At 61.3% G+C, this 15,857-nt stretch carries 12 protein-coding genes; 1 reads left to right on the top strand and 11 read right to left on the bottom strand.

Going from position 1 to position 15,857, the window contains the following annotated elements; translation table 11 throughout:
- Positions 1-7 precede the first annotated feature (7 nt).
- A complete protein-coding gene (locus ACMX37_RS03205) occupies positions 8-1,516 on the bottom strand; it encodes an AMP-binding protein (protein ID WP_483147511.1) in 1,509 nt (502 codons plus the stop codon).
- Between the two features lie 646 nt (positions 1,517-2,162).
- Between ACMX37_RS03205 and ACMX37_RS03200 the strand changes: the two genes are divergently transcribed.
- Positions 2,163-4,634 (top strand): TonB-dependent receptor, encoded by a 2,472-nt coding sequence (locus tag ACMX37_RS03200; protein ID WP_483147510.1) that lies wholly within the window; start codon positions 2,163-2,165, stop codon positions 4,632-4,634.
- Between the two features lie 626 nt (positions 4,635-5,260).
- On the opposite strand, the gene ACMX37_RS03195 is transcribed toward ACMX37_RS03200, so the two are convergent.
- From ACMX37_RS03195 to ACMX37_RS03150, 10 genes are all read right to left on the bottom strand, one after another.
- A complete protein-coding gene (locus ACMX37_RS03195) occupies positions 5,261-6,439 on the bottom strand; it encodes an ATP-binding protein (protein ID WP_483147509.1) in 1,179 nt (392 codons plus the stop codon).
- A 101-nt stretch (positions 6,440-6,540) separates the two neighbouring features.
- Positions 6,541-7,065: a hypothetical protein gene (locus tag ACMX37_RS03190; RefSeq protein ID WP_483147508.1), complete on the bottom strand. Its 525-nt coding sequence runs from the start codon at positions 7,063-7,065 to the stop codon at positions 6,541-6,543.
- Positions 7,066-7,131: 66 nt separating this feature from the next.
- The gene (locus ACMX37_RS03185; RefSeq protein ID WP_483147507.1) at positions 7,132-7,449 is read right to left on the bottom strand and encodes a hypothetical protein; all 318 of its coding nucleotides are present in this window, start codon (positions 7,447-7,449) and stop codon (positions 7,132-7,134) included.
- Positions 7,450-7,598: 149 nt separating this feature from the next.
- Complete coding sequence (locus ACMX37_RS03180) at positions 7,599-7,862, bottom strand: ribbon-helix-helix domain-containing protein (protein WP_483147506.1); 264 nt, start codon at positions 7,860-7,862, stop codon at positions 7,599-7,601.
- Positions 7,859-8,527: a ParA family partition ATPase gene (gene parA, locus ACMX37_RS03175; RefSeq protein WP_483147505.1), complete on the bottom strand. Its 669-nt coding sequence runs from the start codon at positions 8,525-8,527 to the stop codon at positions 7,859-7,861. Before parA ends, ACMX37_RS03180 begins: the two co-directional genes overlap by 4 nt.
- Before the next feature lie 124 nt (positions 8,528-8,651).
- Positions 8,652-11,618, bottom strand: coding sequence for a MobF family relaxase (mobF, locus tag ACMX37_RS03170; protein ID WP_483147504.1), 2,967 nt, complete (start codon positions 11,616-11,618; stop codon positions 8,652-8,654).
- Positions 11,615-12,397 carry a hypothetical protein gene (locus ACMX37_RS03165; RefSeq protein ID WP_483147503.1) on the bottom strand — a complete coding sequence of 261 codons (783 nt, stop codon included), beginning with the start codon at positions 12,395-12,397 and terminating at the stop codon, positions 11,615-11,617. Before ACMX37_RS03165 ends, mobF begins: the two co-directional genes overlap by 4 nt.
- A 327-nt stretch (positions 12,398-12,724) precedes the next feature.
- On the bottom strand, positions 12,725-13,939 hold the full coding sequence (locus tag ACMX37_RS03160; RefSeq protein WP_483147502.1) for a helix-turn-helix domain-containing protein: 1,215 nt from the start codon (positions 13,937-13,939) through the stop codon (positions 12,725-12,727).
- A 435-nt stretch (positions 13,940-14,374) separates the two neighbouring features.
- Positions 14,375-15,004: a hypothetical protein gene (locus ACMX37_RS03155; RefSeq protein WP_483147501.1), complete on the bottom strand. Its 630-nt coding sequence runs from the start codon at positions 15,002-15,004 to the stop codon at positions 14,375-14,377.
- Positions 14,992-15,744: a hypothetical protein gene (locus ACMX37_RS03150; protein ID WP_483147500.1), complete on the bottom strand. Its 753-nt coding sequence runs from the start codon at positions 15,742-15,744 to the stop codon at positions 14,992-14,994. Before ACMX37_RS03150 ends, ACMX37_RS03155 begins: the two co-directional genes overlap by 13 nt.
- Between the last annotated feature and the right edge of the window lie 113 nt (positions 15,745-15,857).

The following is a 15,857-nucleotide window of genomic DNA, read 5'->3' as shown; positions in this document are numbered from 1 at the left end:
GGGTTGTTCAGGAAGAAACAGCCTCGATGCGCGGTGGGAGTGCGCCAGGATCTGCACAGACTGCCTTGAGCGCCCGGCGATCAATCTTCTGGTTAGCCAGTCGCGGCAGGGGCTCATCGAAAGCAAGGACGTATCGCGGTAGTTTGAAGCCAGCCAGCCGAGAGGCACAATGCGCATAAATCTCCTCTGGCGTGATCGCGCGTTCTGCATAGACGCAGGCGCAAGGCGCTTCGGTAAACTTGCTGTCAGGCACGGCAAAAACAGCCGCTTCGACAACGCCATCAAGTGTGCATATGACGCTTTCGATCTCGATGGGCGACACATTGAAGCCGCCCGACTTGATCATTTCCTTCGCCCGGTCGACGAAGGTGAAGTAACCGTCCTTGTCGCGAACGCCGATATCACCAGTGTGCATCCAACCGTCGACAATTGCTGCACGCGTGGCTTCTTCGTCGTTCCAATAACCTGCCATCATCCCCGGGCCTTGGAGAAGCACATGGCCTGGTTCGTCGATGTCGCACTCGCTACCATCGTCCCGGACTATGCGAAACCGGGAGAAAGCCAGTCCGCGGCCGCAGCTCATCGGATTGGCTAGAGCTTCCTCGCTTGAGGCAACGATCGATCCTCCGCCAACCTCGGTCATGCCGTAGAGTTGGCGGACGACTACACCGCGATCGAGCCAACGTTTCAAGATTTCGGGCGAAACGCTCGCCCCGCCGATGCGGGCAAATGAGAGGCTGGAGAGATCCGCCGATGCGAAGTGTGGAAGCTTGGATATCTGATCGTAGATCATCGGAACACCGATGAAGAAACTGATCCGCTCCTGCTCCAGAACCTCCAATGTCAGCTCGGCGACATATTTGCGCGTGGCAAACAGTGTGCCTCCCAGGACCGTCGTGAAAATGATGCCCCAAGGCAGCCCTGGCGAGCTGTGCATTCCAAATGGCATTAGTGCGCGCGTATCCGGACCCAGCTGGGGGTCAAGGGTGCGCATTTCGAGGAACTTCAGAAGATAGCTGCCATGGGTCATCATGGCCCCCTTGGGGCGGGCGGTAGAGCCGCTTGTGAAGATGATCATGGCCACAGCGTCCGATGAAACGCGCTGTGCACACCAGCCCTGCGACGCGCCGGTTTTCAGGCTCTGAAGGTCCTCCATAGCGAATTGCGGGGTAGAAACGCCGGCAGCTCCGAGGCGTTTGGAGCGTTCCGCATCGGCAATGATCAGCTTGCTTTGGCTGACCGCTGCGATAACCGGCTTGTTGAGGTCGAACCGGCTTGTCAGTCCCCCAAAGCCGCTGGGTGGGCGATCGAGGGTCCCGCCAGCTGCCTGGTACTTGAGATCATTGCCCGCGCAAAAGGCGCGGCCAGACCCAGTGATGATGGCAACCCATTGGTCTGGGTCCGCAGCGAAATTATCGAACACGTCGGCGAGTTCGTTATGGGCGGCGGTGTGCAAGGCATTGAGGCTTTCCGGCCGCTCCAGCGTAATGAGCGTCAGTGGGCCTTCGCGTTCCACGCTTATGAAGGTGTACTCCCCGGTACGCGGGGGAAGAGGCTCGCCCACCATCGTCAATCAGCTTCCTGCACATTAGTAGTACCAGAAAACGCTAGCGCGTAGCTGGCGCAATTTACAAACATCATTAAAACCTCGCTCTGCATTGTTTCTCCAGTCTTATCACCGCGGCCCGATTGAACTAGTAGACCTAATACTTCTATAAGTATCAGTCATTTCAGTTGTAGAGCGTCGATTTATCTAGCGTGGCACAGTTAGAACGGGAGGTGGCCGGACTTATTGCCCACCTTTGATATTTTAGTCGCGCTGGCAGGCACGCAGCGGCGTGCGAAAAACGTCTTTTGCAGCGCGTCCAGCATTCGGGTCGCTCCCAAACATGCCCCAGTTTGCGGACTGGTTGGCTGATGCATTACACCGCCCTCGTTCCTTATCAAGAACGCTATTCGCCTAACAGAAATGATGGGATTTGGCGGAGCTGGAGCCAGATACGGCGTGCTTTCGTAGGAATTCCATATGCTTGCGCAACCTGCATTGAGGCGCCACCATTCTCGTTACAGAATAATATTCTCAATGGTTGACTTGATCGAGAATTGCGGGAATCGTGCTTCCCAAGGGCCCTGAAGTGGCTTTTGAACACGGGGAGAGATTAATGAGTAATCGTCGAAATCGGCTTGCACGGGCCATTCTCCTGGGATCCGCCAGTGCGGGAGCGTTGATCGTTGCTCCGGCAAATGCTCAGGATCAGGCGGCCAATGTGGGCGGGCCAGAGATCGAAAATGCTAGTCCTGAAGCAGGGCCGGACCGCGCTTCTGTCGACGACAATGTAATCATCGTCACCGCACGGCGCCGGGAAGAGACCAACATCAATGCGCCTGTCAACATCCAGGCAGTGACGGGCGGCCAATTGGCATCCCTCGGTATCAACTCGGTAGATGCGATTGCCCGGCTTGTCCCTACTCTCATCACCAGTGAGGCGACATCTTCTCCCCAAGGCGGGATTGTAGCGATCCGCGGGCTTTCAGGGGTAGATGCAAACCCCTTCGCCGATCAGGCGGTTTCCTTCAACACAGACGGCGTCCCTGTGGCGCGGTCATCTGTTCGGCGTCTTAGTCAGTTTGACGTGGCGCAAGTAGAAGTCTTGAAGGGCCCGCAGGCGCTCTTCTTCGGCAAGAACAGCCCCGCTGGGATCATTACGACGCGGAGTCGGGACCCCAAGGGCTTCTTCGAAGCTGGTCTGACGACAGGATACGAGTTCAATTCGGATGAATTTCGTACCGAGGGATATGTGTCCGGTCCAGTTTCGGACACCTTGGGCCTGCGTTTGGCTGGGTTCTATAGCCAGATGAAGGGCGATGTCCGAAATGTTGCGCCTACCAGCGGGACGAACGTGTTCGTTCCGTTTGACCGCAGAGCACCCAACGGGGACGAGTTTGCCGTTCGCGCCACCGCTCTCTTCAATCCAAGCGACAATTTCGATGCCAGATTGAAGGTTGCTTATAACAAATCCAACCTTTCAGGTTCGACCGACGTATTGCAATTCGTCGACTGCCCACTTGGCTTCCCGCAGGGTATGCCTGTCGAATTCAGGGCAATTGATAATTGCCGCGCTGACGACTTTGTAACTTCAACCGATAATATTGGAACAAGGTTCGGGCAGCTGGATAGTCGCTTTACTCAGGAAACCTACCTGAAAAGCGAGCAGGTTTTGGCTGGCCTGGAGTTAAACTATGGCTTGGGCGAAAACTTCACACTGTCGTCCATTACTGGTTTCTATGACGCCCGGAATACCTATGTAGGAAGCTTCACCGCCAACTTCGTCGAGGGTGTAGCACCGCAGACGTTCCTGCCTGCATACGCTGACCTCAAAATCCGCGAAGTCACTCAAGAAGTTCGACTGACCTCGGATTTAAGTGGCCCCGTCAACTTCATGGTGGGCGGACTATTTCAGGATATGCGGGGTGATGTCGTCGCGCTTGTGTCCTTTAACGCAAACAACCCCTTCCCGCGGAACAACTACCGATATGTTCAGGACGGGCTCGCATATTCCATTTTTGGCCAGTTTACGGTTGATCTGACAGAGCATCTTGAGCTTTCTGGTGGTGCGAGATATTCCTACGAGCGCAAAAAGCTTCCGGTCTTCGAAACTGCGCTTTCGTCGAATTTCCAAAATCGCCTGTCAGTTGAGGGCCCCCGTGAGGTGAGCTTCAACAATCTGTCGCCCGAAGCAACCTTGAGTTATCGTCCATCAAACAACATCACCATCTATGGCTCCTACAAGGAAGGCTTCCTGTCCGGGGGCTTCAACGCTACCAACCCCGCAACGACCACAACGCCTAATGCGCAAGGCAATCTCGTAAGTCTGATTGATCCGCGTTATGATCAGCAGTTGATTTCGGGCTTCGAGGGCGGTGTTAAAGCTTCGCTGCTCAATGGCGACCTTACCACTAATTTCGCCGTTTTCGATTACGATACGACAGGCCTGCAAGTCGCTGTGCTGGTCGGCATCAGGCAGGAACTGCGCAACGCAGGCGCTGTGAGAACGCGCGGTGCGGAATTTGACTTCACCTATCGCACTCCTCTTGAAGGATTGACGATAAATGGCGCTATTTCCTACCTGGATGGGAAATATACGGATTATCAAAGCATCTGCTATCCGGGCCTTCCGGCACCTCAATGCCGAACCCAGATCAATCGCTTTACCGGTCAGTCGGCATTGCTAACCGATATTTCAGGAACAGAGCTTGTTCGTGCGCCTGACTGGTCCGGTTCAGTCGGATTTAATTACAAAAGCCCAGAGTTTTCCGGAAAGAGAATTGAAGTTCTGAGTAATTTCTTCTTTACTGATAGCTTCTTCACTGACGTGATCAGTTCGCCCGGTGGTAGGCAGCCCGCTTATCAGATCCTTGATGCAGGTGTGTCACTCAAGGCGGCCGATGAGAAATGGGAGTTTTCGCTTCTCGGTCGAAACCTGACAAACGAACGCTATTTCACGAGATCTGCTGGCAACCCGTTCTCCGGCAGTTCTCCGGGCGGTACGGGGACGTTACTCGCAGACACGGTTGCGGTTACAAGCCGTGGCCGTGAGATTTGGCTGCGGGCCACTTTCAAGTTTGGGGGATGATCTCCTCTCATGTGTTGAATTGACCCAACTCGCAACTGGAGCCTCAGGGCGAGGAGTTATTGACGCACAGGCGGTGGGACTGCGCCTGAAGCTCCTGCCAATTGCGCGAAAAGCCGGGGGGCCTTTCATCGTCCTTCGTTCGGCGAGAAAGCGATAATCGTATTGGGGGCTCTTGCCCCCAATACGATCTAATTCTTCAGCTAAAATGCCCTTACCCGAGATGCTGTCCTTATCGATCCGCTTGGGGTCAACGCCTGCGGCGATGAGCGCATCATACTGCAGGTGATAGTCTTGACTGACATCGACCTTTGATACGCGGGTGTGCGTCCGATCATTGAGACGTTTTCGGCCATTCAGCCCTCCCTTCAGATCCGGTCCGGCTCTCTGACACCAAGGGGGCGCAGAAATGTGCCGGGGCTTCAAGCCGAGCCGAAGCAGCACGTGCACAAGTGCCTAATTCAATGGGGCAATCGGGCAAGACGCCATCCGTCTCAAATCCCTCCGCTTGTGAGGCTTTCGCGGGTACGAATAACGGGATTGCAAGCGGTGGAGCTCGCGCGGAACGAGGGGATGGAACGCCCAGACATCCCTACGGACGACGCCGGTCGGCCGAACCTTCTCGCCGCCTATTCCTCGACCGGGATCGCTCGCCGCATGAAGGCGTCGAACAGCGGCACGGTGAAATCCGTTTCGCCATAGCCAGGAGTATAGATCATGCCCTTGGCGATCAGCGAGGCGCGCACCGGTCCGAAGGCGTTGGGCTTCTTGCCGAGGTGCTCAGCGATGGCGCTGGAGATGTAGGGCCCCTCCCCCAGCGCCGCCATGCCGCGCAGGTAGCGTTTCTCCGAAGGGGTCAGGCGGTCGAATCTCACCCGGAAGAAGCTCGCATCGAGCGCAGCAATCGCGGCTGGGCTGGCGATGGCGACGTCAGCTGCGGTAATCGGGCAGGCCGTGGCCGCGTCCCAGCACTGCTTGCCCCACTCCTGCAGGAAATAGGGATAGCCGCGCGTCACCGACAAGACCTGGTCGACAGCGTCGTCCGTAATGTCGCAATCTTCGGCTTTGATCGGGTTGGCAAGGGCCGCGCGGGCAGCATCGGGTGGAAGCGGGCCGATCTGAGCGAACACGAACAGGCGCTCGGCATAGCTCTTGGCCCGGCCCATCTGCCCGGCGAGTTGCGGCAGGCCTGCCCCCACCAGCGTGATCGGACGATCATTCTGCCGCGCCCTGTGGAGCGCGGTAATCAGCGCCGCCAATTCGCGCTCGGGGACATATTGCAATTCATCGATGAACAGCACCAACGCCGTGCCGCGCTCCCCCGCCGCAGCCCCGGCCACGTCGATCAGGTCGATGAGATCCGCTTCAAGGTCGCCATTGTCGGCGACCCCCGGTTCACCCAGATCGAGCGATGCCTCCAGTTCGCCATAGCTGAGTTTGAACGCCTTCACGAACCGCGCCAGCGCGCCGAGCCCGCGCTTCGCCAGGGTCATCGCCGCCTGCCCCCGATCGAGCCGGAGCAGCGCGGTGCGAAGGGCAGGCACGATCAATGACGGCAGGGATTGACCCTCGGGCGCTTCGATCGGCACCGCAACGATCCCCTCCCCCTCAGCCGTGCGGCGCAGTTCGTTGAGCAGAACGGTCTTGCCCACGCCGCGCAGGCCCATCAGGATGACGCTCTGCGCGTGGCGGCCATGGGCGATGCGGTGGAGCGCGATAGCGACGTCCTCCATGATCGCGTCACGGCCTGCAAGTTCCGGCGGACGACTGCCGGCACCAGGGGCAAATGGGTTACGTCGGGGATCCATGCCTAAGACTTTTATACAGTTCTAGCGAAATAGCTAGACAGACATAAGACTTTTAGAACGCGCCAGCAGTTTGTGAAATGCGCCGCGCCTCCCAGCCTAAATCACTGAACCAGTGACAGCTGCGCGAGCGACCTGTTCTGCTCGGCCCGTGCTGCTTGTTCCCGCAGCTGCTTGCGATAAGCGCGCTCCCCATGGAGCTTCCTCACCTCGCGGAACATCATGGCAAGCTGGAATACGGTCATCGGCGCGCGCCAATAGCGGTTGGAGAGCCGTCCCTCGACCTTATCGAGCAACTGTGGCCGTTCCCGGTCGGTTGCAGCGACCAAGGCTGCAGCGATATCGCGGCCGCTGGCAATGCTGTGCATGCGCGCGACAAGTGGGAAGATGGCTACACCAATAGCGGTCAGGCTGATCGCAGCGAGACCAGGGATGAACACCTCCCAGCGTTCGGGCGCGACGTCGAGCACGAAAGCGGCGAGGGTTGCGATCCCGAATGCGATGATGATGGCCAGAGGCACTGCGACCGCGATCGGGTGGCAGCTTGCGAAGAACCGAGCACGGCTGATGGGACCTGGGTGCGGCAATTCAGCGATAGGCTGGGCATTTGCGGACGGATTGTCGGTCATGGTGATTTCCTCGTTTGAAGCATCAGGGAGGCGGTGCTGTTCATGCGCACTGGGGAGCGACGGACATCAATCGCTCCGCGAATGATCGAACCCGCCCGCGCTGGTGCCCGACCAATGATCGAAGCTGCTGCCGGTCGACCCAAAATCATGGTGGTGATGGTCATGACGGTGATGATGGTCGTGGTGGTTGTGGTGGACGTGGTGGTCGTCCCGGCGGTCCAGATTCACGCCGAAGGGGTTGCCGCCGACATCAACACCGCCGATGCCGGGGGTGATCATGGGAAGACCGGTGGCGGGGTTGATTCTGGGCCCCTCGTCGATGGGGGCGCCTGGCGGGTTGCTCGAGCTGGTGAACAAGCCGGTCAGCCATTGGAACAGTCGCATGGGTATCTCCTGTCATTGAAGGGCTGTCGGTGCACAGGCCCTTGGGGTGGTGCCCACATGTTCACACGTTCACATGGGCATAGTCTCACATTCTCACTTCAACTCATACCCCTCAAAATCCTGCCTTTTCTCTTGTTCCCTCGGGTCGACTAGCGGCCAATGGGGCTCTCGCCATATTTGCGCAGGACGTCGTCGAAGGCTTCGGCCATCAGGTCCTGGAGGCTAAGGCCATGACGCCGGGCGCAGGTGTGGAGCGCCAGCGACAGCTCAGGCGCGAAGTAGCCGGAGATTGCCTTGCGGCCGACTCGGCTCGGCGGGGTCGGAATCTGGACGACGGGTGATGGCGAGGCGGGTGCGGTGGCCTTTGCCTCATCCTTGGGCGTGCGGTCGGCAAGATTGGCGAAGCGGTTCATGCTGATTTCCTCTCGTGGGCCTGAGACAGTGAGCGTGTGGACATGTGAAGCTGTTCACATGCCCACATGTGCAGCTGTTCGATCTCGCTGGCTGCCTTGCCGCCCGGATCGAGCTCGAACACGGTCTGCCCGGCTGCGACCGCATGACGATAGGCAGCGCGGTCCGGCAGGATGATGGGGCAGGTCTGGCCGCCAAAGCCTGCCACCAGCTCGCGAGCGTCGGCATAGATGTGCGGGGCATGGGGCGGCCCGGCGGTGAACACGACGAAGGCGGGGCGCGCCAGCAGCTCGACCAGGCGGATAGTCGTGCGCATCGCGGCGAGGTCGAAGGCGCTGGGGCGGCACGGGATGAGCACCAGATCGGCGCACTCGGCCGCCTTGCTGGCGGCAAGATCGGCATGCGGCGGCGTATCGATTACGATCAGTTCTGCGCCCTGCGCGGCGGCGGCAGCGATCTTCGCCGGGATACGCGGCGGGGCGCTGTCGATCACCTCCGGCGGCGCGCCTTGCCGCCACTCAGCCCATTGCGAGGCGCTGGCCTGCGGGTCGGTGTCGATTAGCAGGCTGATGCGCCCAGCCCGGGTTGCCGCTGCGGCAAGATGGATCGTCAGCGTGGTCTTACCCGCACCGCCCTTCTGGCTGATGATCGCGACCGTCCGCGTCATAGGGCTGGTGTGAGGATGTGAAGGCGTGGTCATGTGCGGTGGTCCTCATGTTCACATGTGGGCATGTGAGGCTGTGCGAGTGTGCGATACGTGCGGGCGTAGGGATCCGGGGGCATCATGGCGGTCACATCCCGAAGTCGTAATCGCGATCGCGCGACAGATCTGGCCCGCTGGATCCGCGCCCCGGTTCGCTGCGCTCGGGTGTCCGCTCCAAGGCCAGTTCACGGTCCTTCTTCTCCGTCGGGGAGGGGAGAGCGTGGCCATTTGCCCGGGCGGTCTCGATCGCGCTGCTTTTTTCGCCAGAGCGCGCCTCGACCTGCCGCTCGACGCGCGAGGGATTGTCGGTCACCAGCGTCGCGTTCTCCGCGATCCGGGTCACGGCGACCAGGAAGGAGGCCGAGGTGTTGAGCATCCGCTCGCGCTCAGACATCATGATGATGCCGTCTTTGGCCGTCATTCCTTGCGCGACGTGAACGTTGATGGCGTAGGCAAGGTCGAGCCGCTCGAGCATGGGATCGCCGCGTGGCAGATCGTGGAACTGGCCGTTGCCTGCCTTCACGGTGATGGTGTCGCCGTTGATCCGCGCGACATGGGCGATATCGCCGTTGAGCAGCCCGCGCTCTGCGTCCTTGGTGGTCCAGCGGATGCGGTCGCCCTCGTGCAGGTCGATCTGCTTGGGCTCGAAGATGGTGACCGCGTCGTGCTTGAGGTTCCGCGGCAAGCGGGCGGGATCGAAGCGGCGGATCTCGCCGTCGGGCATGGCGAGTTCGACCTTGCCATCCTTGACGCCGATCACCGTGCCGCGTTCGCCGCGGGAAAAGCCCTGTGCGCGCAGGTTCGTCTCGATGGCGACGACGCGCCCGTCCTGATAGCCTTTCAATTGACGCGCGCCCTCGCGGGTGATGGTGACCCGGTCGAGCACCTCCAGCGACAACCCGCGCGCGCCCACTTCGCCGCGTTCAATCAGCGCGTCTTGCGCGGCGGCATTGCCCGCGCTGCGCATAGCGCGCCCGGCAGCGAGCAGCATGGTATTGTCACGCTCTTCCCTGGGGAGGTTGGCCCACATGGCAGCGGCGGCATCGGGGATCTTGCCTGAAGCCACCTCGGTTGTGGCAGGCTTTAGGACAGCGAAGGCTTCGCCCACATCGCCCTGTTCGAGCGCGCGGTTGATCGCGACCATTTGCGGGGTCTGCGCCCGCAGGTTCTCGGTGATCTGGCTTTGCCTGAGATCCTGCTGCTGCAACTGCGCGAAGGGCTTGCCCGCCTCGATGGCCGGAAGCTGCTTGATGTCGCCGGCGAGCACTAGCCTGCCCACGTCCATCTGGTTGGCGAGGGCGATCAGCCGCGCGAGCCGGTCCGTGCCGATTTGACTCGCCTCATCTACCATCAACAGCGCACCGGACAGCTCCGCCCTTGCCGTTGCCACCTTTTCCGCGTTGGCACTGCCATCGATGACACGACCATAGCGTGCCAAAAACCCATCCACGGTTGATGCCGGACTTGCGGTCTTCTCCCCAAACTCCCGCGCGATGCGCCCCACGTGGGACAGCGCCACAACCTGCCGCCCCTCCTCCCGCGCAATGGCTGCGACCGGAGCCAGCGCCGCCGACTTCCCCGCACCCGCGCCGCCCTGAACCAGATGCACGCGGTCTTTGGACGTGAGGATCGCAACGCCCGCCTGCTCCTGCCCGGCATTGAGGCGGCGAAGGCCGATGGCCCGCGCTTGCTCCTGCAGTCGCGCAACGATGCCGTCCTTGTCTGCGATGGGCTGAACGCTGTCCTTGCCCGCCTGCGCCAGGGCAATGACCTTAGTCTCCATGGCCAGCGCCTGTTCGGTGGTGAGCATCCGGTCGCGATCCGCCGGACCGCTGCCGATCAGCAAGCCGCGCTGCTGCAACAGATCGATCCGGGCTTCGATCATGGTGACGGTGACTGGCCCCTGCCGTTCAAGCGCGGTGCGGATCAGGTCATTGCGGGAGAACGCCGCCTCGCGCTCGCCCAGCTCCCGTGCCGCCGACGCCACTGCCTGCGCCGCGGCAAAAGCCTTGGGCTCGAGCCGCCCAAGGCGCTCTGGCACCAGCGGGTCACCATCACGCGGGGTGAGGCCCATCGCACTGGCGACTGCCATGCCGCGCTCGCCGATGCCGCGAAGGCCGTCGACGGCACGCGACCAGACCGTCTGCGCACCCGCTGCTCGGGCCATGGCATGTTCGATCAGGCGCGACGGGTCGAAGCCGACGGCGCGGGCGGTCTCTTTCCACGCGGCGACCTGCCGCGCCGCATCGGGCTCCAGCTCCTTCCCGCGCCGTGTCGATAGCGCCGCCAGCTCGCGCTCGCGCGCACTGCCTCGGTCTTCCTTGGCCAGCTCGGCAAGGATCTCGGCGCGGCGGGTCGAGAACGCTTCGACCGCATCCCGGGTCACGCCCTTGATCTCGAACGCGCCATCAACGGCATTGCGGGCAGGCACGGTTTCGTAGCCCAAGGCTTCGACGCGGTTGCGCAGTTCGGCATTGTGGACTGCCGACAACACGTGCTGCGCGCGGTAGAGCTCGTCATTTCGCACCGCATGCCATTTGCCATCCGAGGCTTTGGTCGCGTTGGCGATGACGGCGTGGATGTGTAGCTGCGGCTCGCCATTCCGGTTCACGTCATGGAGGAAGGTCGCGGCGATGAGATTGCCGGTGAGTTCGGGCACTTGTCGCCCTTGCGCCGCATCCCAGACCCGAGCTTCGACAACGTTCTTCTCCGCCCAACGCAGGGTTGCTGCCACGGAGTCCTTCAAGGCTTCTACCAGACGCTTGTCGCCGCCGAGCATCGCCACCAGCGACACGGACTTCGACGCCGAGAAGGTGAGGTCGACACCGGGGCGGTGCACGCCGTCCTTCCCGGCAATCACTGACCCATCGGGAAGCCTGCCCTCGAACACGGCGACGAAGGCCGCTTCCTCGACCTTGCCTGACAGACCTAGTACCTCGGCGCCCTTACCGAACCACGAGCTTGCATCCTGTGTCTGGTCGGCGGTGTAGTAGTTGTCGGCCGAGTAATACTCCGCCGCCGATGAGGCTGAGCCGACCGAGGCGAGCGTAATCATCGCCGGTCCTCGTGGGCGATGACGCGCAGCCCGAGATCGCGCTCCTGCTGGGGAACGGTGCAATCGGTGGTGGCGTATTCCGCTTCGATCAGGCGACACATCTCTGCCGGGCTATCGATCAGCCTGGCAGCCTGCGACAAAGACCAGCTGTCCCACAAGTTCGGTGCCATGAGGCCGACAAGGAAACCGAAGACAATCACCAAGCCTCCGCACGCTGACAGAAACCTGAGCGACAGCATGCGATCATCGCCGAGGTAGACTGCGCGAATCTGGCGCGGCTCACCTGCCAGCTTGATCGATTGTGCCAACTGCTCGGAAATTTGCGCGAGGCGTGGATCAAGCGCCTCGATGAGCCTGGGCTCCAGCGTTTCGAAACCGGCAAGCAGCTTCTCGACCTGCTTGTAGAAGGCCGAGTAAGCCTCGGAGTTGCGTTGCCGGATTTGGTTGGCAATGTTCTCATGGGCACGTTGGCTAGCTGCTTCGCCGCCATTCCAGTCCGCCACGAGCTTCCCGAACAGCCGAGCGTTCTCGTTCTGCGCCCGGTCGAGCTCGACCACGAGGTCACGCAGCTCATGAACAAGAAAGCTGACTGTGGTGTCGAGGCGCGGTGCAGCCTCCTTCTGGAACAGGGCACGGCCAGCATCGGCGGCCTCAATGAATTCGACGGCCAGATCCCTGAGCAGGGCCGCGTTCGACAGACTCCGTTCGGCCGCGATGGCGCTGAACCGGGTGTAGATGTCAGATGAGACGCTGGTGTTGAGCTGTTCAAGCTTGGCCACTGGAACCTCCTTTGATGACAGAGGCAAGAGGCGTCCGTCTAGAAATCAACCTGTTGAAATATGGCGGTTCTATAGACTGGCTATAGACCGATTGTGCTGCTGGGGGAGCTTTCCCGGCGCGATTATGACCCCGTCTAGAGCCTAGAATGGCGGATTTCTGCGGGTCTTTGCCCGCCCAGACCACACCGCCACGTAGCGTGGAGTGTGTAATTCTATTTTCCCCGCCGAGCCCTTGTGCCGTCCTGATTTCCGAATTCCATAATGGTCTGGAATTCCTGTTGAGACCGCCCCGGCGGGGACAGCGATATGCTGAGACGCGGCACCTGGTCATTGCTCGGCACCCCTCATGCGATGTCCGCGATCTTCTCCGGCAAAGGTCCGGAGAGCCGCCTGACAGGCCATCGCGAAGCTCTGCCCGGCGTGCTGGCGGGATGGAGCGACTTCGAACGGACGGTCAGGCATGCTCCCTCCCGCAAAGCCCTTTGCAGCCTCGATCATGGGAGCGAGGCTCCAGGTTTTGCGCATCAGCCCGGCCAGACATTTCCTGCCTGATCGGGCCCGGTATCGGTGCTCTGCCGGAAGCCGCGCGTTACGGTCGATGACGAGCACCGAAAGCGCTGCTCGCTCGCGCCCCAGCCTTTCGCAGGCCTCTGCCCAGATCGGCTGTGAGATGCCATGCCACAGGCACGCGATGGCCGACGCGTTGACAATGTCTGGCCAGCCCGGTGGCCGCACGGATGGCAGCAGAACCCGATAATCCTCGCTCGCAAGGCTTGCGGCCATTGCCGGCGTGATCTCGGCTGACTCATTAGCGTCGCGCCGCGCGGCGGGCGCGCGGATACAGTGTTTCGATGAGTCTTGGATAGGTATATTGGGTGCGAAGATTTCTTCCGTCCGGACGGAAGATTTCGTGTCACCAGACGGAAGATCCAGCTGCACCAGCAGCGCCTCCAGCGACGCTTTCAGGGCCTCCAGCTTCTCGATGGACTCGATGCGGGACACGCGGCCCCTGGGCAGGATCCGTTCGGCCTTCTCTACGGTCTCCGCCGCCTCGGTTGCCCTTATCTGGCGAGCGAGCATAACCACCTCGTGGCGCAGGGCGGCAACTGCATCTCTTTGCAGTTCCATGGCCTCATGCCGCGCCGTCCACCGATGGTAGCCATCGATGATCGGTCGCAGACTGATCCCCGCAAGGGTGACGATCGCGCCGTCACGGCGCTGACCCGTGCGGCGCGCATGGAGAACATGGGTCCGCTCAATGAATCCGCCGCGCTCCAACTCGGCTTCGGCGTTGTGCAGGACCTTCGTCGAAATGCGCAGCGTCTGTGCCGTCGTCTGCGGTTGCTCCCACACCCCGCAAATCTTGCCAGGCTCAAAGTCGGACGACCGGCAGCCGAGCAGGTAGTGCTTCAGGACGCGCACCGCAGTCGCCGACAGGCGTTCCTCGCGACAAGACCCCGACGCGATCTTCTCGATGAGATCAGCGAGACTGAAGTGGGTAACGCCGGGTGGCAGGCCACCATGGGCCAAGGAGGCGCTCATTTTGCACCTCCCGCAAGGTTTGTCCTTGCACCCGATTCTTCGGTCGCGTAAGTGAGAGAAATAGCCGCAACGCTATTGAAATGACCGCTGTGAAGGGTGCCAGCCCTTCCGGCGGTTTTTCGTAGGCGGTCTGGCGGCCTGCCTACTGGCTTTCCAACCCGGCAATTCCGACCAGACATGCGCTTTTCCGATGGCCTCAAAGTGCCCGCTCGTACAAATCGCGTACAGTCAGCCCCGTACAGAAGGCTGATTCTGCAAAGAAAACATCTGGCTATCTGATTTGGCTGGCTCCCTTCACACGGGTGGGGTCACAGGTTCAATCCCTGTCGCGCCCACCATCCTTCCCACGATCTGGAAGAGATGGTGCCGGTTCTCATGGAAAAAGCATGAAAAGCGCGGGTCGGAATTGGCCCGCGACCGATCACTCGCGTGACATCATGGGCAGGCGGTCTCGCGCAGGAAGATCGCATCCTCGTCGCCGAACTCGAAATCGAACCCGCGTTCGATCGCCATGCAGCGCAGCAGGATCACCTCGTCGCTCGACATCAGCGCGTGCTCGCAGCCGATGCCCAGCACCTCGTCCGTCGCGAGCAGATCGAGCGCGATATCGTAGTCCATGCCTTCGACATCGAGGATGAAGAACTTCGGAACGCCCGGGGTTCCGAGGCTCCGCACCGGCGTGAGGGACACCGGATAGGATGCCCGGTTCGCCGATATGAACGCGCGGTCGCGCCCGCTGCCCGAACGCAGGTTCTGCGCATTGCTCTCGGGCCGCAGCGACGAAATGCCCCTGATCCAGTCCGATGGCGGGGTCTCGGCGGTGTCTATCTCGAAGAAGGTGATGATGCCTGCGTGATTGTGGACCACGGCCCGGGTGATCCCGCTGCCCGGCTTCGCCAGAGCGTCGATTTTCAGCACTGTCGCAACCGTGACGGGAATGCGCCAGTGCGCCGAGCCGGCTTCGTCGTTCACGCCGATCAGGATCACCTCGCAAGCGGTCTGCCCGGCATCCGCGGCAGCGATCGCGTCATGCATCCGGGCGTAGATCGATGTCATGACAGCCACCACTGGCTTGCCGTCCCCTCCAGTATTCTTGCGGCCAATTCGCGATCGAACCAGTCGGGCCAGCCGCTGGAGAGCTTTCGGAGGTCCGGTTCACCTATTGCGTCGACCCCGATCCAGGCCGCGAGAGCCTCCCGGTTGGCCGCAGCCTCGGCGCATGAGAACAGGGCCTCATAGTCGACCCGGAAAAGATTGCGATGGGACCGCAGGTGTCCCTCGACGAACTGCAGGTCGGCTTTCGTTTCCAGAGCCGTGCGGATTGCCTTGATGGTGAGGGCCCGGTGGGGAAGACGATCGGATCCGGCAGCGATGTGCCCGGGGCGTTCCTGGCGGCGTTCGAGGTGGTAGACGCCTGTCAACTGCGCCTGAAGGCGCGAGACGGCGGCGCGCAGCGGGTTCGCCCGGCCGATGAGCAGGGTCGGATCGCCGGATTTCAGGATCAGTTGCAGCAGGACCGGCGGCGCGGTGACCATCAGCTGCGGCGGATTGAACCGGTTCAGATCATGGAATTTTATGTCGAGCCAGTAATCGTGTCCGGTATCGGCCCGCAGAAAATCGAGGTACTCGCCGAACCGGCTTATCGAGGGCGGGTCGGGGTGTTCCCACTTCTTCACGTAATCGCCCATCCCGTCGGCGGCATTGTAGAACACCTCGCCAAGATTGACGAAAGCCGCGCTGGCCTGAAAGCACCGGGCAATCGCGGTCGTCCCGCTTCTCACGCCGGCCAGACAGAAAATTATCATCGGCTATTCCCGCTGAAGCCCGTTGCGCGAAAGCCTGTCACCGCCGGCACGGTGCAATCGCCGTCAGGGAGGGCCGCAGAACCGAGACACCCGGATGGTGGCCGTTGCGGCAA

The sequence above is a fragment of the Porphyrobacter sp. THAI-01a genome, assembly GCF_056868655.1.
Note: the sequence above shows the minus strand (reverse complement) of the source record. Positions and strands in the feature narration are given on the sequence as shown.

Bases quoted from the DNA above. Each gene is read 5' to 3' on its own strand.
- ACMX37_RS03195 (WP_483147509.1), bottom strand. From the start codon at position 6,439: ATGGATCCCCGACGTAACCCATTTGCCCCTGGTGCCGGCAGTCGTCCG.
- ACMX37_RS03180 (WP_483147506.1), bottom strand. From the start codon at position 7,862: ATGAACCGCTTCGCCAATCTTGCCGACCGCACGCCCAAGGATGAGGCA.
- ACMX37_RS03200 (WP_483147510.1), top strand. From the start codon at position 2,163: ATGAGTAATCGTCGAAATCGGCTTGCACGGGCCATTCTCCTGGGATCC.
- ACMX37_RS03190 (WP_483147508.1), bottom strand. From the start codon at position 7,065: ATGACCGACAATCCGTCCGCAAATGCCCAGCCTATCGCTGAATTGCCG.
- ACMX37_RS03185 (WP_483147507.1), bottom strand. From the start codon at position 7,449: ATGCGACTGTTCCAATGGCTGACCGGCTTGTTCACCAGCTCGAGCAAC.
- mobF (WP_483147504.1), bottom strand. From the start codon at position 11,618: ATGATTACGCTCGCCTCGGTCGGCTCAGCCTCATCGGCGGCGGAGTAT.
- ACMX37_RS03150 (WP_483147500.1), bottom strand. From the start codon at position 15,744: ATGATAATTTTCTGTCTGGCCGGCGTGAGAAGCGGGACGACCGCGATT.
- ACMX37_RS03160 (WP_483147502.1), bottom strand. From the start codon at position 13,939: ATGAGCGCCTCCTTGGCCCATGGTGGCCTGCCACCCGGCGTTACCCAC.
- parA (WP_483147505.1), bottom strand. From the start codon at position 8,527: ATGACGCGGACGGTCGCGATCATCAGCCAGAAGGGCGGTGCGGGTAAG.